General features: G+C 39.3%; 14 protein-coding genes and 1 pseudogene. 5 read left to right on the top strand and 10 right to left on the bottom strand.

All coding sequences use genetic code 11. The features are described from left to right. Positions 1–156: 156 nt before the first annotated feature. The 5 genes and pseudogenes from H5232_RS16060 to H5232_RS24745 all read right to left on the bottom strand — a co-directional run. Complete coding sequence (locus H5232_RS16060) at positions 157–1,515, bottom strand: GGDEF domain-containing protein (RefSeq protein ID WP_182718883.1); 1,359 nt, start codon at positions 1,513–1,515, stop codon at positions 157–159. A gap of 296 nt (positions 1,516–1,811) precedes the next feature. After that, complete coding sequence (locus H5232_RS16065; RefSeq protein WP_182831183.1) at positions 1,812–3,761, bottom strand: methyl-accepting chemotaxis protein; 1,950 nt, start codon at positions 3,759–3,761, stop codon at positions 1,812–1,814. Between the two features lie 529 nt (positions 3,762–4,290). Next, on the bottom strand, positions 4,291–4,932 hold the full coding sequence (locus tag H5232_RS16070) for a LysE family translocator (RefSeq protein WP_182831184.1): 642 nt from the start codon (positions 4,930–4,932) through the stop codon (positions 4,291–4,293). 16 nt (positions 4,933–4,948) lie between these two features. Further along, positions 4,949–5,233, bottom strand: coding sequence for a helix-turn-helix domain-containing protein (locus tag H5232_RS24740; RefSeq protein ID WP_404936402.1), 285 nt, complete (start codon positions 5,231–5,233; stop codon positions 4,949–4,951). A 198-nt stretch (positions 5,234–5,431) separates the two neighbouring features. Continuing rightward, positions 5,432–5,769, bottom strand: a pseudogene (locus H5232_RS24745) (AraC family ligand binding domain-containing protein); the annotation flags it as partial. Between the two features lie 461 nt (positions 5,770–6,230). Between H5232_RS24745 and H5232_RS16080 the strand changes: the two are divergent. After that, complete coding sequence (locus H5232_RS16080) at positions 6,231–6,638, top strand: hypothetical protein (RefSeq protein ID WP_182718887.1); 408 nt, start codon at positions 6,231–6,233, stop codon at positions 6,636–6,638. 75 nt (positions 6,639–6,713) lie between these two features. Here H5232_RS16080 and H5232_RS16085 read toward each other — a convergent pair whose 3' ends face one another. Continuing rightward, positions 6,714–7,883, bottom strand: a complete 1,170-nt coding sequence (locus H5232_RS16085) for an MFS transporter (RefSeq protein WP_149980981.1) — start codon at positions 7,881–7,883, stop codon at positions 6,714–6,716. Positions 7,884–8,184: 301 nt separating this feature from the next. On the opposite strand from H5232_RS16085, the gene H5232_RS16090 reads away from it, so the two are divergent. The 3 genes from H5232_RS16090 to H5232_RS16100 all read left to right on the top strand — a co-directional run bounded on the left by H5232_RS16090 (position 8,185) and on the right by H5232_RS16100 (position 12,667). Continuing rightward, positions 8,185–9,129, top strand: coding sequence for a Gfo/Idh/MocA family protein (locus H5232_RS16090; protein WP_182718888.1), 945 nt, complete (start codon positions 8,185–8,187; stop codon positions 9,127–9,129). A gap of 20 nt (positions 9,130–9,149) precedes the next feature. Then, on the top strand, positions 9,150–9,659 hold the full coding sequence (locus H5232_RS16095) for a M23 family metallopeptidase (protein ID WP_182718889.1): 510 nt from the start codon (positions 9,150–9,152) through the stop codon (positions 9,657–9,659). A gap of 86 nt (positions 9,660–9,745) precedes the next feature. After that, positions 9,746–12,667, top strand: a complete 2,922-nt coding sequence (locus tag H5232_RS16100) for a UvrD-helicase domain-containing protein (RefSeq protein ID WP_182831185.1) — start codon at positions 9,746–9,748, stop codon at positions 12,665–12,667. Between the two features lie 45 nt (positions 12,668–12,712). Here H5232_RS16100 and H5232_RS16105 read toward each other — a convergent pair whose 3' ends face one another. Continuing rightward, positions 12,713–13,660, bottom strand: a complete 948-nt coding sequence (locus H5232_RS16105; RefSeq protein WP_145233051.1) for a sodium-dependent bicarbonate transport family permease — start codon at positions 13,658–13,660, stop codon at positions 12,713–12,715. 130 nt (positions 13,661–13,790) lie between these two features. Here H5232_RS16105 and H5232_RS16110 point away from each other — a divergent pair, with 130 nt between their 5' ends. Next, positions 13,791–14,756, top strand: a complete 966-nt coding sequence (locus H5232_RS16110) for a LysR family transcriptional regulator (RefSeq protein ID WP_182831186.1) — start codon at positions 13,791–13,793, stop codon at positions 14,754–14,756. A 38-nt stretch (positions 14,757–14,794) separates the two neighbouring features. Here the strand turns inward: H5232_RS16110 and H5232_RS16115 are convergent, their stop codons facing one another. Genes H5232_RS16115 through H5232_RS16125 form a run of 3 tightly spaced genes read right to left on the bottom strand, consistent with a single transcriptional unit; the run spans position 14,795 to position 18,753 of the window. Then, entirely contained in the window at positions 14,795–15,796 is a 1,002-nt protein-coding gene (locus H5232_RS16115) for a LacI family DNA-binding transcriptional regulator (RefSeq protein ID WP_182831187.1), read from the bottom strand. A 58-nt stretch (positions 15,797–15,854) separates the two neighbouring features. After that, positions 15,855–17,381, bottom strand: coding sequence for an MFS transporter (locus H5232_RS16120; RefSeq protein ID WP_182718893.1), 1,527 nt, complete (start codon positions 17,379–17,381; stop codon positions 15,855–15,857). Positions 17,382–17,424: 43 nt separating this feature from the next. Next, on the bottom strand, positions 17,425–18,753 hold the full coding sequence (locus tag H5232_RS16125; protein WP_182734311.1) for a GH1 family beta-glucosidase: 1,329 nt from the start codon (positions 18,751–18,753) through the stop codon (positions 17,425–17,427). Positions 18,754–18,833 lie beyond the last annotated feature (80 nt).

The raw sequence follows: 18,833 nt of genomic DNA on the forward strand, positions 1-18,833 counted from the left end.
TTCTCGCATTAGGCTCTTTACGTGATAAAGCTAAAAGTTGCTTGGATTTTTCTAAGTTCAATTTAGTAAAAGTAGATAAGTATCAGTGTGCTAATTAGATCACATAATTTGGCAGATTGGTATAAATTTCATCTGAACTAATACAGCCAATACAAGTTAAGCGACTACGATACAATTACGACCTTGTGCTTTTGCTTCATAGAGTGCTTTATCTGCGCGATTAAAAATAACTGAACTCGAGTCATCTGCCTGGTAACATGTTACCCCAAAGCTTGCGGTCACTTTAGGTAAGCTCACTTCATCTAATTCGCTAATATACATTCGTAATCGCTCTGCAAGTTGATGGGCTTGTTGCTTATCTTGTGTGGGGGAAATAATTGCAAACTCTTCGCCACCGATACGAAACAGCATATCCATGGTGCGTATTTGTGGCTGTAATTGTGTCGCAAGATGTTTTAATAACTTATCACCTATTTGATGGCCATATTGGTCGTTAACTTGTTTAAAGTGATCAATATCCAATATTATTAAAGCAAATAGATATTCGCTTCGTGCTGCCATATTGATCTGGTTTTCTATTTGTTCTTCCCACTTGTGTCGGTTAAATACACCGGTTAAGCGATCTTGGGTTGCTAATATTATTAATTGTTTTTCAATTTCCTCACGGCTAGTCATTTCCTGATTCAAACGTGATATAACAATTTTTATATCGTGTTCTAATGCTGCAAGCTCATCTTTAGTTTTGATCTTTTTTTGAAGTTCCAAGGGTAACTCATGGTGTTCAACAGAAGAGTTTAACGTTTCGATATTAGATTGGATGCGTTGAATACGACGTAAAATAATTTGAATAATAAAGGTCGTTAACAGCAAGCCTAGGATGATGGCGCATATACCGAGTAAGCTGCTGACAAATAGAAAGTCTTTTTCGTGCTGATCTGTGTAATACGCATCATCAGAGGTTAATTTATTTAATTGCGCTATTATTTGCTTTTCTGCACTTTCTAGCTCAGTTGCCATTGTTTCGACTTGCAACCGCGCTTGCTCAGTAAGTTGATTTTGTTGGTAAACATTTTCTAAATAGTTTTCGAACTCGTCACTTTTTTGCGTATAGTTTTCAATTGTGGTGGCCACTTTTTGATGTGCTTCAGGCTGTAATATGACTTCTTTTAATGCTAATGAGTGATTAATCATTGCTACCGCTTTATCGAGCAATTGTTTTATTTTTTGTTTTTCAAAAGCAAATTGTTGATGTGGGTTGAGCGGCTTATCATCAATTTTGTTTTTTAGTTGAAATTGCTCAAATTGCAGGTGTTGTTCAAGCTCTATGAATTCCACTTGTTGCATTAACTGACTTAACGGAATATCCAGAAAAGCCACTACGCGCATTTCACGTTCTATTTGATTTACTTTATAGGCCGAAAAAACAATAACACAAAACAAAAACGTTAATAAAAAAACAAATAATCCACCAATTTTTTGCTTTATTGACGCATTGTACCAGTTGAATACCGACATAAAGTTCTTCACTGCTTAATAGTCCCTCAAGTATAGTTTAAAAAGCGCGTAATCTAGCTTATTCAGTATGGCCACAGCAAGCATTAATTATTCTGATCTGCTGATAATAGATCTATCTCTGGCTGGAGAGTAAAACGAATATTGATTTTTAATCAACATGTTATTAAATATTTAAACCAAAGCTCAAGCTAACTATATATTTGGTAAAGGGTTATGGAGCTCTACAAGTCATTTTGGCTGGCACTGTAACTGTGCGGTAATTAATCTTCACCAGACAGTTACATATAAAAATGACATTAAACAGTAAATTTAACGATCAATTGATTTAATTGCGTTGCTAAACGGGCGATATCCTCACTCGAACTCTTAGTTTGACTTGCTGCAACTGAGTTTTCTTGAGAAATAGTTTTCACATTGACAACATTTTGATTAATGCTTTCGGCGACAGAGTTTTGTTGCTCTGCGGCGCTGGCTATTTGTATATTCATGTCGTTTATGATTGAAATACTATTTGTAATTGACTCAAGTGCTGCACTGGCTTTTTCAGATTGAGTAACACATACTAAGGCATTTTCTTTACCTATACCCATTGTTGCCACTGTGCTATTTGTGCCAGTTTGTAGTTGTTTGATTATATTATGTATTTCACCCGTTGAATTTTGCGTTCTAGATGCTAGTGAACGAACTTCATCGGCAACAACTGCAAAGCCTCTACCTTGCTCACCAGCTCTGGCAGCTTCAATAGCAGCATTTAAGGCTAATAAGTTAGTTTGCTCGGCAATCGCTTTGATCACATCTAATATCGTGCTAATGCTCTCAACAGATTGTTGCACACCGCTTAACTCGGACGATGAATCATTAATATTACTTGAAAGTTTATTTATTGAGGAAATAGTTTCTTTGACAACTTGGTAACCCAATACGGCTTCGTTACTTGCAGTATTTGCTGCATCGGCTGCTTGAGCTGCGTTATTAGCTACATCACGCACAGTTATGGTCATCTCATTCATAGCGGTTGCAACCATATCTGTTTCAGATTCTTGATTACGGATCCCTTGTAAAGTTTGATCTGTTACCGCTGCAAGCTCTTGTGAAGCAGATTCAAGCTCTTTACTTGCATTTGTAATCGTAGAGATCATTGTTTTTAAATTATTTGCTGTATTGCTAATAGCATTAAGTAACAGGCCTGTTTCGTCGTTTGCAGTGTTTTGTATATTTATATTAAGTTGACCTTTTGCTAGCTGATTTGCAGCTGCTACTGCTTCATGAATTGGCTTGGTAATAATACGGGATAACATCATTGCAGCCGCAATACCGATAACGATAGCAAGCATCGATATTGATAATAAAAAATAGAAGCTATAACTAATCGCCTCTTTTAATTCAGTGCCAAGAGCGGTTTGCTTACTCAGCATTTCCAACTTAATGTCTTCAATTAGATTCGCGACTTTTGGGCCAATCATATCTAAGGTATTTTGTGAAATATCGTTCTGCTTAATTAACTGCTCATTAAGTTCTTTAAGGTGATTAATATATGAGTTATAGCTTTGCATCGCTTTTTTAAGAGATGCTCTTCTTTGCGGATTTTGTAGATTGCTATCGAGCGTGTCTAACTCGCCTTTTAGATCGTTGACTAAAAAGTTCATTGCAGCTTGGTAGTCTTTGTTGTTAACCGACCCAATAAACTTAAGTACAAAAATACGGCCAGTTAGCATTGAACTTAGTGCACTTGCGCCCTGATACGAAGAGGTCAGGCTGTTATCAGTAAACGCCGTGTCGGTAATTGAATCTAATTCACGGCGCACATCTTCACCGTATTGACTGAGGGCAGGTATACGTTTTTTTTGTATATCATCCATTAATACTACAACGCTCTCAAACGCCTGATTATATTCTTTTATCAACTGTAATATTTGGTCAATTACAGCATTCATTTTGGGGTCGCTGATATCGTTTTTACTATCTGTAGTAAATTGCATTGTGGCATTAAAGCGCTCTTTAAAGCTTTTTACTGACTCGGAATCCTTATTGCGCAGAAATTTAGAGGCTGACATTCGCATCATCAGCATATTGGCCTGAATTCTACCTGCTAGAGTAGTGACTTGCGTTATTTTTTGGTATTCACCTGTTTCTGAACTGGCTTTTTGTAATGCTGCCATGCTGATGCCAACGACGACTAACAACAAACAAAGTACAGTTGCAAAGCCAACACCTATTTTTTTCCCTAAGTTTAAATTTTTGAACATTGATAATCACACCTTCTAGTTGGGGTTAAGCATATTATATTCTTAACAGTGAAGACTGGGACGCTGTTAAGAACACAATATGAACCATTAATATAATTTGAACTGTGGATAATAAATCTATTTCCAGCAGCTATTTCCAGCGTTCGATTTATCTAATAATCAAATACTTATATCTTAAATTCGTTTTATTATCACTGGAAGTCTATGGATGGAAAGGTGAAATATAAGTTTATAAAATAAGAACAAACTGTTAGTTGAAATGTTAACCAGAGTTCAGGTTGATATAGAAAAACTAATTTCCTTTGTAGATTAGCAGAGGAGCTAAAGTAATCATATAGTATTACATTACATTTATATAGTTTTTAATAACCGTTATGCTTACTCTTAAAGGTGTAGTTGCAAGGTTGTAGTGTTAAAAATGTGAAATTATCAGAAAGTAATCTTCAAGATGTTATTTTTAACAGCTAGAATTCAGTGGTGCGTTCATCAAAAGGTTTAGATTAAGCAGGTAGAGATTCAAGCAGGATAGTTAACTGTTTACTTCACTCATACTGAGTGAAGTAATAATCATAATTACTTCACTCAGTATGAGTGTGAGGGCTATATCAATGGCAACCACGACCAGCAAAACAGCCATGACTAAGTTAATTATTTTAAAGTATTTTGAGTTTGTCATATGTTTACCAATAGCATGGCCAGCTAATGAGTAACTCGCAGGAGCGCCAAACGCTAGTAATGCGAGGATACATGACCAAACGATGACTGCCATGCCTGATATATCCGCTGCTGGAAATTGAATGGTGGTGATGGGTAATGTCGCAGCCAGTGCTTTGGGATTAAGTAGCTGCATCCATAAGCCGTTACTAAATGACAGCGATTTTGTAGTGGTTTTTTGATTGTTAAAATTGACCTGTGTTTTAGCAATTCTAACCGCGATATATAGTATATATAAACAACCTGCAAAGCTTAAAACTGGTAATATTTTCGCTGGGATCAACTCTATACCCACATAGCCTAGTAATATAAATAAGATTAGCATCGCGGTGGCTACACCTGAGAAAAAGCCTAAATGTGCCGTGGTTTTATTATTGATGCCACTTTGTAAACCGAGCAGATTGATGGGTCCAGGGGTGTACATTATACCTATTGCATAAGCGAATATTTCTAACATTTTGATCCCTTATTGTTTAGAGCGAAAGTTGTAATTGGTATTGTTTAGGAGTTAAACCATAAATACGCTTGAAATGGCGATTTAAATGGCTGTTATCGGCAAAGCCCGAATCTAATGCGACCTGAGATGCTCGTGCGCCTGATTCGATATATTTTCGGGCCATATTTATCCGACAGTTCACCACATATTGATAAGGCGTTAGGCCAAACTGCTTATTAAACAGCCTAATGAAATGATATTTCGACATAGTAGCGACACCAGCGATATCATCAATTGAGATGTCATGACCTAAGTTCGCCATAATGTAGTCTTTTGCTTTAAGTAATAAAGTGTCTTTTCTTGAACTGAGCCCCAGCGGCTCTATGGCGCAGCCTGTCTGTTTGATGATTGAATGAGCAATATTAAACAGCGTGTTTTCGGTATCAATGGTTGTGTAATTGTTACCACTGATAAGTTGTTTGAGCGCTAAAATCTGCTGTGCTAATTGTGGGTCTGCCAGCAAAGGTGTAGCGACTCTTGGCGTTGCATGTTTGGTGTAACCCAATGCTTTAAACATTGGTTCAAATTCATTTGGGTGTACATAGAGCATAACGTATTCAAGATGTTCTGTTAAACCTGAGTGACCATCGTGAACGTCTTCTGGGTTAAATACTATTACTCCGCCAGTTGGACTTTTGTGAAAGGCTCTTTGACTAAAAAATCTTGCCGACCTTTTAAGGTAACACCCAGTGAGTACTCTTCATGGGCATGTTTTGAGTAGCTAAAGTCGGTCATCTTCGCATCAAGCAAAGTAAACTGGTTTAATGTTTTATCGTTGATGTACTGAAATTGATTCATTTGCTTCGCACTCTTCGCTAATCACCTATTGCTTGAGTATAAGCAGATTGAAATATAAAAACTTGAACAAAATTGCGCGATTTAGCTATTCAAGCAGCTATAGTATATCTATTAAAAATATGGGCATTCTTGCTGATCAAATAGCTCACTAATTGCGTTAAAGTAAATTCATGGAGGCAAAAGGTAGAGCAATGCAAGAGCAATTGCAGAGAACAACTATACGTCATAATTTTTGCCCTGTTATTGAGTTATTTTCGTGAAGCTATAAGGTCAATAATTTAATGCAATTAATATTAACAGAGCGAGGAAGCTGTTTTATTAGACTAAAGTCTATAAGTTAATTTTCTTCACCTATTAGGTTTATTTTTATCGTTTGTTGAAATTGAGCTAACACTCTAAAGTTCAATTGTCGGCACCAGATACGACACGATTTAGGCAAATAATCAAATAGGAATATAATCATGAAACGTACACTTATCAAAACTATTGCTCTTAGCTCACTATTAACATGTTCAGCTGTTGCTCTGGCTGATCAAAGTGATTACAAATTAATGGTTATTGAGACAGCAACAGCGCCACAGCCAGTTGAACAATCATTTAATAATTGCGCACTAAACGTGAAATCAAAAAATTACGCGCAAGCAGAAACAATTTGTACTAAAGCGATTGCGTTGCTAAAACAAAGCGAAGGCCCAAAAATGAAATTACGTGAATTAACATCGTTTGCATTAAGTAATCGCGGTGTATCACGTATGATGGCTAAAAATGATACCGCTGGTCTTTCAGATTTATATGAAGCTGCACAAATGGCTGATAGCGCGATGGTATCGCATAACCTTACTCGTGCTAAAGAATACCTATCTTTATAAATTAGGCCTTATTACTTGAATTAAAGCCCCATACTGTTAACTCAGCATGGGGTTTTTGCGTTATTAGGCTATGGCTTATCCTGCCACAGGGGTATTGTCAGTGGAGATGCCTTTAAGGCTTTTGATCAGCATATAAATACAGGTGGTGAATAAACAACCGCCTAAATACAACATAATGCCGTTAGCTGAAGCAAATAGGTTGGCAGCAAGCAAAGGCCCAAAGACCGAGCCAAAGCTGTAACTCAGTAACATAATTTCCGTTGCTGAGACTATTTTTTCGATTGGCAATGCGTCACAGGCTAAGGTGATGGCAATGGGGTAGAGTGCAAAACTTGCAGCCCCTAAAATAAAGTAACTGGCCATCAATACGTTGAAGTGTACAGCTTGCATAATACCAACTACACCCATCGCGCCAAATAAACAAAATAATGCCATTAATAAGCTTTTTGCCATTCGTGTTGATAAATAACTCACCAACGGCTGTACTAACATACCGCCTAAAATAATCACCGCCATCAAGGTGCCAGTAAAAGCGGCCTGCTCACTTTGGGCAGCGATATATACTGGCATTAAACCGTATATTGGGCCAAGTACTAATCCTGATACCAAACAGCCTAAAATTGCTGGGCGACTGAGCTTTTTTAACTCAGTTAATTGTAGTTTTTGCGAGTGCTGACTTTGCGGTTGCCCTGATTTAATCAGCAGCGGTGCTAACATCGCTAAAAATAATAGAGCAATAACAAACAAATAGGGGAGTGGGCCACTGGTGCCAAGCGGATCGATAGCTAGTTGGCCAACGGCGCTGCCACCGTACAGGGATGTCATATACAGGCCTAATCGTTTAGCTCGTGCTTTGGCAGTGTCAGTCATTAGTAACCAAGATTCAACCACCACAAATACCCCAGCTACGGCGATACCAGCTACAAAGCGGGCTAAAAGCCACACATTGGCATTAGGTAAAATAAGCTGTGCTGCAACACTGAAAATTAATAACCCCAGAAATGCCAGAAAAGCATGACGGTGGCCTACTCTTGCAACAATACGCTCAATAAAAAAAGCACCAATTAATAAGCCAAGATAAAAGACACTAGCTAACCAAGAGGCAAGTTCATTATCAAGCCCAAAGGCGCTCAATGATAAAGGAATTAGACTCATTAAAAAGCCTGAGGCAATAGCAAAAAAAGACAAACCAATAACAGGTGCAAGTGGGTTATTTGGTTTATGACCGGCAGCGAGCTCAACCATTAAAGAATCCGATTTAAAGGGCATAAATAATTGCGTTGGAGTGTTTTAATAGCTGGCAATTATTTTTGGTTGGTTAATTTTGCGGCGAATTTAATCCGATTTTGAACACAAGTAAAGTTATATTTGAATATTTACTCAACATTTTATTTAGAACACTTAGTTAGGTAAATAAACCGGTTATTTACGTCATTTTGGTATCATTTTTTTAGCGAAATTGTTTAAAATTTGTAGTTGTTTTATCAATCTAAATAATAACTTGGTATGCTGTGTTTTTATTTTTCATCAAGAGGCAGTAGTAAAAATGAACCAGCTAACAATCGCTTTAGTCGGGCTTGGGGATATAGCACAAAAAGCATATTTACCTATTGCCACGCAACATGCACAGATCGATCCTATTTTTTGTACACGAAACCTGACAACATTAACGCAGTTAGCGAAGCAGTATCGGGTTCAAAAGTGCTTTACAGATTACCAAGCGGTACTGGCGTGTAAGCCCGATGGGGTGATGATCCACACTAATACTGAGTCTCATTTTACGTTTGCGAAGCAGGCACTTGAACAAAAAATCGCTACGTTTGTGGATAAGCCATTAGCGTATAGTTTTAGTGAGGTAAGTGAACTTATTGCGTTAGCAACTAAACATAACACGCCATTATTTTTAGGTTTTAATCGTCGCTTTTTACCAATTATGGCCGATATTGCAAAGCCACAAATACGCCATCTTAAATGGCAAAAAAACCGCTTAAATTTACCAGCACAGCCGCGCACTTTTATTTTTGATGACTTCATCCATGTGGTTGATAGTTTATGCCATTTTGCAAATGTAGAGCGTTTTGATCAACTTAACCAGTTACAGGTGTTTTCACAGCTAGATCCACAAGGCTTATTGGCAGCAATACATGTTAGTTTTGAGTTTCAGGGGCGGTTATTTCAAGGCGCTATGGATAGATTAAGTGGCTGTAATGAAGAAGTGGTTGAAATAACCGGTTTGAATGAAAAGTGGCGGTTTGAATCGCTAACCAATATGACCTCTATGGTCAATGGAATACAGCAGAGCGCGATGCAAAATGATTGGCAAGCAACACTATATAAACGGGGCTTTGAGTCAATGCTAGAGGCATGGCTAACGGCGGTTACAACGCAGCAGGTAGACCAATTACAGCTTAAAAAAGATAGTTTAACACATGAGTTGTGTGAGTGGCTGGTTGCACACGTATCAAACAATAATGAACTATTTCACTGTTAAACTATTTCAAGGAAGCTGTAATGAAAGTGATGAAGTACATGGGACTAACATTCTTGACAGTCCTTGTTATTGGGCTGCTCATACCTGAAAAAATAGTGATCCCAGTCAAAGGTGCAACAGCAAATGATTGGCATCATAATACCTTTTGGTATGGCCCTTGGGGTAAATCAGGTGTACACAAAGGGATAGATATTTTTGGCAAAAAACACACGGCAGTGGTTGCTTCGGTAAGTGGTGTGGTGCTGTATTCAGGTGAGCTAAAGCGCGGTGGTAAAGTGGTGGCATTACTTGGGCCTAAGTGGCGACTGCATTACTTTGCCCACTTAGAAAGTTATTCGGTAAGTGCAGGAGACTATGTTGCAGTCAGTGAGCTGATTGGTAGCTTAGGAGACACGGGGAATGCGGCAGGTAAACAACCTCACGTACATTACTCTATTTTATCGTTACTACCGTACCCATGGTTAATGACCGCGCAAAGCCAAGGCTGGAAGAAAATGTTCTTTTTAAATCCAGATGAAAAACTACGCTAAAATAATTGCCGTTATTTTCACACTTATCCAGCTGATTAACTTAAAATACCGGTAATTCACTCTTTTTATTTAGGAATTCAGCAGTAATGAATTCTATTGCAGTTAGCCTGTTTGGCAGGATGTTTTCTAATAAAGCCATGTTGGCGTTTGATCACCATATGTTGACTATTTGCCAAGGTAACTCAACGAGACAAATAAGTTGGAGTGATTTGGAGGCACCGCCGTCGTTTGCTTTCGGCTTGTTTGGTCAAACGATTTCTTTTGTTACGGCACAACAAAATCATACATTTTCGCTGCTGGCATATGGTGCTCACCGTAAATTTAAAGCTGAATTTGAACGCTATTGGGTGAACGCTAATGAAGCTAAGCTTGACACTTTTCTTAATAAAATAACAAAACTGGTCAAGCAGCGATATTTACGCCAGTCTTATGTTAGTCGTATTCAGCGGTTGGCACAGCAAGAGCATGATCGTTGGTTGCCGTGGATAAAAATCAGCCCCGCATTTGTTTTAGTGGATAAAAAAATAAACGTATTAGAGCAATATGCAAACTGGGATGCTGCACTTACCCAGTATCTACAACAAAAATACGTTACTAAGCAACTTAACCTACACCACGCTTTTTTTGACCGTGTTGAAGCAAATCCATTAACACTAAGTCAAAGACGTGCTTGTGTGATTGATGACGATAATAACTTGTTATTGGCTGGCGCAGGCACCGGTAAAACCAGTGTTATGATTGGCAGGGCTGGGTTTTTAGTGCAAAGTCAGCAGGCAAGTTACAGTGATATTTTATTGCTGGCCTATGGTCGCAAAGCTGCTGATGAAATGGATCAACGGATCGAAAATAAGCTCGCCACCGATAAAATAAAAGCCGCTACTTTTCATAGTGTCGGACTGGCGATTATCTCACAAGTTGAACGTGCTAAACCGACTATGAGTGTATTTGCAGAAGACGAAAAAGCGAAAGCAAAATGGGTGCAGCAGTGCTTTGAATCATTGATTGAAAACAGTGCCGAGTATCGTCATCTGGTTTTAGATTATTTTAGTAAATACTATTATGTTGAAAAAAATGAATTTGATTTTAAAACATTGGGTGATTATTACAGCTACTTAAATGATAACGATATCCGTAGCCTAAAAGGCGACAAGGTAAAAAGCTTTGGTGAGTTATATATAGCTAATTGGCTGTTTTATCACGGCATAGATTATCAATACGAAGCGCCTTATAAAGTTGACGTAAAAACCATTGAACGCAGACAGTACAAGCCTGATTTTTATTTACCTGAGTACGATATTTACATTGAATATTACGGCATCGATGACGCTGGCAATACTGCGCCTTACATTGATAAAGCGCAATACCATAGCGAAATTGATTGGAAAAATACCACTCATGCCAGTAATAACACTCACTGTATAGCTTTGACTTATGGGCAACATAAACAAGGTAAGCTGTTAAACGAACTTGAACAAGCGCTTTTAAGTGCGAGCGTGAAAACACAGATATTGCCCTTAGAATCACTGCTCGAAAGCTTAAAAGAAACTGGCAGGATCACCGTATTAGCTGCGTTATTTAGTCAATTGCTGAGTTTATATAAGGCGGCTTATTTAACTGATGCTGATGAAGTTGATGTCATTAAACGCTCCCTTGACGCCAAACAAACAACCCAAGCGTTGGCGCTATTAAAACCAATTTTATCTAACTACAACGCTCACTTGCAGCAGCGCGGTGAAATTGACTTTGATGATATGATTATCAAGGCAATCGAGTATGTTGAGTCGGGCAAGTTTAAATCGCCTTGGCGTTATATTATGGTTGATGAATTTCAAGATATATCACAGCCAAGAGCACGATTGGTTAAAGCACTTCGCGATAGCAACAAAGGTAGTTCAGTATTTGCAGTGGGTGACGATTGGCAAGCAATTTACCGATTCAGCGGCGCTGATATTAAGTTGACCACTGAGTTTGCAACGTATTTTGGCTTTACTACGCAAACGGCGCTGGATCTTACGTTTCGTTTCAATAATAAAATTGGTGAAGTTGCCTCAGCATTTATTAGTAAAAATCCCGCGCAGCTTGATAAAACGATTACTTCTTTAACTCAGGTTTCACATCCTAGTGTGTCGTTATTAAGGCGCAGTAGTAATGCGTCTATTGGTTATAAAAATAGTTATTACAGTGACATTCCTGAACTATTAAATGGTGCGATTGATGACATACTCTGCACAATACACAGCAAGGCATGTAAACCCACAACCGTGTATTTTTTAGCGCGATTTTGGTTTCAGCTACCAACAAATACGGATATTAAAACCATGAGTGTTAAATACCCGTTGTTAAAAATTCAGTCGCAGTCTTTTCACGCCTCAAAAGGTAAAGAAGCCGATCATGTTATTATTATCGGATTACAAAAGGGTAAACATGGTTTTCCATCTGAAAAAGTTGCGCCCGCAATTATCGAAGCTTTATTACCAGCGCCAGAAAACTTCGCTTACGCACAAGAGCGACGGTTATTTTACGTTGCACTAACGCGCGCAAAACACCGCGCCTACATCATTGCTGATATGACCAATAGCAGTTGTTTTGTCTCGGAGTTAATTGCTGAACATGACATAGAACTGGATGAATTTACTAGTGATGTTGATCAATTACATATCGCAGATATAAACTGTATGCGCTGTGATAGCGGGGTATTAAAAAAACACAGTGGTCGTTTTGGGCCATTCTACGGCTGTTCGTTATTTCCGCGTTGTGGGCATAAAGAAAAATCGTGCGAGCAGTGCCAAAGCCCAATGACTCGCAGTCGCTATACAGGGTTTAAATTATGTATAAATACAGCCTGTAACCATCTAGTGCCAACGTGTGATAAATGCGGTGCTGAAATGGTATTACGCAATAGTGCAAAAGGGCAGTTTTGGGGATGCAAAAATTATAAAGGTAATGATCCACTTAGCTGTAAAAATGGCAAAGACAGTAAGTCAATTCAATGGCCCGAGCTTGCTTAACCTATAGATAGATAAGGGCTAAATAGCCCTTATCTATTGTTTAATTTATTGCATCGCAACAGCAAGTTGATGATACAAACCGATACCGATAAGTACGTTAAATGGGAAAGTGATGCCTAGTGAACTGAGCATAGCCAGACCTATATCGGCTTTGGGGATTGCGGCTTTTATAGCGGCAGGTGCTGCAATATAAGATGCACTGGCCACTAAACTCCCCAAGATAACGATTGAGCCTAACTCAAGCGCTAATAAAGTGCCGACACTGACCCCAATCGCGCCTAATATTAATGGACTGATTATAGCAAATAGTGTCAGTTTCCAGTGATGCCAAGGTATAGGGCGTAATGTTTGCGCTGCCGTTAAACCCATTTCGAGTAAAAATAATGCAAGCACGACTTTAAAACTATTGGTTAATAATCCAGTTACTTGGCTGCCTTGCTGTGTGCCATACATCATACCAATAACAACACCGCCTACGAGGAGAATAACGCTCTTATTGGTTAAGGTTTCATGCCAGAGTGCTTTAAGCGATAAGGTATTATCGGCACTATGTTGTTTATCAAGTCGTCGATAAAGTAACAGCCCGACGATAATCGCGGGAAGCTCTAGCATCACTAAATACAGGGTTACTTCAGCACCTACTGCTAGCTGCGCCGATTCAGCATAAGCGAGGGCGACAGCAAATGTCCCCGCGCTTACGGAGCCATAATGGGCGGCGATACTTGCGCTGTTCGCTACCGAAAGTTTTATCACATATTTTAAAATAGGGTAGAGCATTAAAGGTATAAATGCGCCAAGCAGCATCACCGAGCCCATTTCTGGCAATAATTGCCAACTAAGATTGCCGTGTAATACCATGCCGCCTTTTAAGCCTATGGTCAGCATCAGCAGCAAACTTAAGGTCTCGTAAGTTGCTTTTGGAATAACGAGATCAGAACGTAAAATCCCCGCAACTAAACCCAAAACAAAAAACATTACAACAATATCTGGCACACCTTTCTCCTATTAATTTAAAGTTGCGCTATTGTAGATAAAATCATGCATTGTAAATAATAAAATGATTGGTAGTTAGTTATAGGTTATTATCTATGGGTTGATTAATACCAGAGGGGATGTGATAGCGATGGATTTAAGACATATTTCTTTTCGGCTGCTTGAAGTGTTTATGAGTGTAGTAAAAACCGGCTCGATCAGTGAAACCGCACGGCGTTTACACTTAACTCAGCCAACGGTGTCGCTGCAAATTAAACGTTTACAAGAGGCTGTAGATGAGCCGCTGGTGATTATGCAGCAACAAAAACTGCATGTCACAGAAGCCGGGCATGAGTTATTTAGGACTTGCCAACGAGTGTTTGGCCACTTTGATGATTACAACGATTTTTTAGCTGAACTCAAAGGGGGTGAGCGCGGGCGATGTAAAATCGCCATGGTGAATACCGCACAATATATTTTGCCAAAATTACTCGGGCCTTATAGTAATTTGCATCCTCATGTTGAGTTGCCTCTTGAGATTGGCAATAGAGCAGAGGTGTTAGCGCGCTTTGAACGCGGTGAAGATGATATTTATGTATTTAGCCATCCACCGTCACTTGAACATGCAAAGGCGGCGCGCTTTTTAAAAAACCCGCTTGAGTTTATTGTGCCTACTGATCATCCATTAGCGAATCAACAACACGTTACACTTTCTGAGCTAGTGAAATACCGCTTTTTATTAAGGGAGCCTGGCTCTGCAACCCGGATGTTGTTTGAGAGCGAACTGCAAAGACGCGGTTTAGTACTGAGTAACAGCGTGCAAATGGCAAGTAATGAGGCTATTCGCGTTGCAGTATCATCAGGAATGGGAATTGGTGTGCTGTCTCGCCATGTGTTGCCAATTGGAGATCATGGCTTCAAAGTATTAACTGTAAGTGATGCAAGCTTAGCAAGTCATTGGTACTTTGTGATCCGCACTGATCGGCATATTGCTCATGCTGCGCGTAGTTTTTTAACATTTGCCCAAGACCACCTTGAACAATACTTAGATGGTCGATGGGTACGTAATGAATTGCATGGGCTGAATCTAAGTTTAGCTGATCAGCAAATTCGTTAGTTGAAAATTCAACCTAGTGAACGAATGATTTTACCGCATTAATTAATATCTGGCGTGGAGTCTCTTAAAACGAGAGTCGGCTGGAATACACGATTAATTGTAATGCCAGAGTGTTTGTAAATGTCTTTAAGTACAAGGTTAGCCGCCATTCTGCCCATCTCTGGGACTGGGTTATCTATGGTTGTTAGAGTCGGGTAAAGGTAATTGGTGAAAATCACGTTATCGTAGCCCATAATGGCGAGATCTTTCGGTAAATTAAAACCGTGTTCTCTGGCGAACTTCATCGCACCTGAGGCCATTTCATCATTGGCACAGACAATTGCGCTAAATTGCGCTTTATTTTCAATAAAATGTTTTAAGCCATCATTGCCGCCGGTTTCTTTAAAGTCGCCAATGTAAAAAAGGCTTTCATCAAAGGCAATATTGTATTCAGCAAGCGCTTTTTTATGTCCTACGAGTCGGTCTGACGCATCAACTTTAAATTGTGGACCCGCAATATAAGCAATATTTTTGTGACCTTTATTGATCATCGTTTTAGTGGCAAGATAACCGCCCAGAACGTTATCAAGACTAATACAGTTGTCTTTAATTTCCTCAACATAACGGCTCATTAAATAAATGGGGATTTTTCCCTTACTAAGTTCAATTAGATATTCGTCGGATACTATTTCCACATGGGCAATTATGGCATCACAGTTACGACTGATTAAAAATTCAAAGCCATTTTTCTCTTTGTCTTCGTCACTGTGCCCTGCGGTAATAATAACATGCTTACCTGCGGCACGAAGTTGCTGCTCTATCGCCGACATCATTTGGCCAAAGAACGGGCCGTCTAGTTCAGAGACTAAAACACCAACACTACTGGTACGACTCGATGCTAAAGAACGGGCAATAGAACTGGGTTGATAGCCAAGTTGCTGCATTGCTTCGAGCACTTTTTTCTTGGTTTTTTTACTTACATAATCATTGTCGTTCAGAACCCTTGATACCGTAGAGAGAGAGACACCTGCAAGTTCTGATACTTGATAAATTGTAGCCATTAATTTCCTAGCGTTACTATTCGCACTTTATAAAAACGTATTGATAATGAAATATAATTTACACATTACTGCGTCTAAAAGCCAAGTCTTCCGTGATTTTCTGCGTCATTGCGGGTGTCAACGGATAGATAAGCATCAAGGCGGCACCTAAAAAAGCAAATGCTGCGGGGATCCAACTCATTAATAGTTGCATGCCAGGTAATGATTGCGTAATGGTTGCTTCGTTCATGCCGTTATAGCCATAGCCTGCCAATACCACTAATACTAATGCCCCAGCGAAACCGCCGCCAGTTTTTTGCACAAACGTCCCTGCGGAATAAATTAAGCCCGTGGCGCGGCGTTTATTTTTCCACTCAGAATAATCGGCAGCATCCCCTAACATGCTAAAAAACAGGGTAGGCATCATGGCAGCAAAAAATTCAGCTGCACACCCAAAAGTAAATATGGCAACAATGTTGTCAGCAGGCACCCAATAAAATGCTGTGGTTAATAAGCCACTTAATATTAAAGAGATGATAAATAAATTACGTTTGCCTATTAGTTCGGCAAGTTTACCAGTGGCAAGAGCGCCGAGGATAGACACCACTAATAACGCAACGAAGTATTGGCCTGCCATCAGTTCGCTGCCAACCTGATATTTAAAGTAATAAGCAATTACACCATACTTTATACCGTTGAACATCATGGTCAAAAAGCCCATGCCTAATAAAATTAACCAAGGCTTGTTGGTGAGCAAATCAACCATATCACGTTGAGTTCCGGTGAGATTTTGATGATCTTTGTTGAGTAATTTTTTTATCACAACAGTCATCATAGTCATGATAAATGCAAAAAATAGCCCACTGTAGATTTCGCGATAATAAAAGAACAAGGTAGTTGCCAATAATGGCAGAATAATAAAGGGTAAGTTTTTAGTTAAATCTTTGAGCTCTGATTTTAAATTACCACTGGTTGTTTTGTGGGGGATTACCCGCTCTTTGGTGCTAACAAAAGTGATCACCATCAAAACAATTAGTAATGCTGCAAATAAGTACATGGTTAACTGATAACCTTTGGCGTTATCGCCATCGCCAAAATAAGCAACCAGTTCAGGTAAAAAGCCCATCACTAATAAACCGCCTGCAAAGGCTCCGGCAAAGCGAAAACTCGATAGTTTCGTGCGCTCGGTATCGTCTGGACTCATTACTCCCATTAATGCAGAGTAAGGCACGTTACTCACCGTATAAGCTAACGTTAAGCCTATGTAGGTAATGTAGGCGTAAATTAACTTGTTGGTGTCATTGAAATCAGGTGTGGTGAAACACAACACCATGAACAGTCCTAAAAAAGGAGCAGACCATAAAATCCACGGTCTAAATTTACCAAACCGAGTGGTGGTTCTGTCTGCAATCATTCCCATAATGATATCGGTTACACCATCGGATAACCTAACCACCAAAAATAACATAGCTGCGGCCGCAGCCGATATGCCAAATGTGTCAGTGTAAAATACTGCTAGGTAGGCAAGTGCACCTCGCCAAACCAAGTTGGCTCCGGCATCACCCATCGCATAACCGATTTTTTCGTATAAAGGAATTTTGTTCACTGTGTGTTTCTTATTGTTGTTTTTAAAGGAGCACTAGCTAAGTTTACCGGCTAGTAATTAAACTACTATACGCAAGGCCACTGGCTTTTACAGTACGTTGTTGAGTTTGATAATCAACATAAACGATACCAAATCGCTTTGAATAGCCTTCAGCCCATTCAAAGTTATCCATTAGGCTCCATGCAAAGTAGCCATGGATCACCACACCTTGTTCAGTTGCGTTATGCAATGCGTTTAAGTGTTGCTGATAGTAAGCTATGCGATCTGAATCGTTAACTTTACCATCTATCATCTTGTCGGCCATTGCTGCGCCATTTTCAGTAATATAAATCGGTGGTAGGGTATATTTCTCATTTAACGATACTAATAATTCAGTAAGTGCTTGCGGGTAAATTTCCCAACCAATATCAGTTAATAGGCCTTGATGTGGGCGCTCGTCATAAAAATCATCAGCGCTTGCTTGGTAATGTAAACGCGTATAAAAATTAACGCCAAGGTAATCTAATGGCTGCGCAATAATTTCCATATCACCGGGGTGAATATCTGGACGCTGCTCTGCTGGAAGTTGCTCAATAATATCTGGGTATTTGCCAGTCATTACAGGGCGCATATACCAATGGTTAATATAATCATCAGCAAAGGCTGTGGCTTTAAGATCTGCGTCACTTTGTGTTACCGGGTAACAGGGAGTAAAGTTGAGTACGATACCATTAAGTGTCTGTGGGCTATTTTTAGCCAGCATTTGCATCGCTAAACCATGACCTAGTAATAAGTGATGGGCAGCTTTTCGGCCAAATTCCCGACCGACAATACCTGGGGCATGCACACCAATTTCATACCCTAAATAAGAGCTGCAAAAAGGTTCATTTAAGGTTGAATATGAATAAACACGATCACCAAACGCTTTGCTAATAAGATCTGTGTAGTGAGCAAATTCATAGGCGGTATTACGATTTAACCAGCCGCCTTGATCTTCTAAATACTGCGGTAGATCCCAGTGATATAAAGTGACAAATACCTTGATGTTGCGGCGTTTAAGTTCATCTAGAAGATCAGTATAAAATTTCACACCTAATGGATTTAAACTACCATCTTGATGCATTACGCGTGGCCAAGAAATTGATAAACGATAGGCATCAACGCCCAGAGAATCTATTAACTCAATATCTTGAGGCCAACGAGTGTAGTGTTCACAGGCGATTAGACCATTTGAGTTATCGGCAATTTTATCGTCTTGAGCACAAAAGGTGTCCCAAATACATGGCAGACGATCTGCTGCACCACCTTCAATTTGAAATGAAGCAGTTGCTACGCCAAAAGTGAAGTCTTTGCTCAGTAGCGGCGAGTGTTTAGGTAAAGATAATTGTTTCATTAATAGAAAACCTCTGCTTTCTTTTTATAGTCCGTGATGCTGTTATTTTTAGCTTTTAAAGCTAACATATCTGAAAGCGC

Source organism: Pseudoalteromonas sp. SG41-5, from assembly GCF_014164495.1.
Lineage (GTDB): Bacteria > Pseudomonadota > Gammaproteobacteria > Enterobacterales > Alteromonadaceae > Pseudoalteromonas > Pseudoalteromonas rhizosphaerae.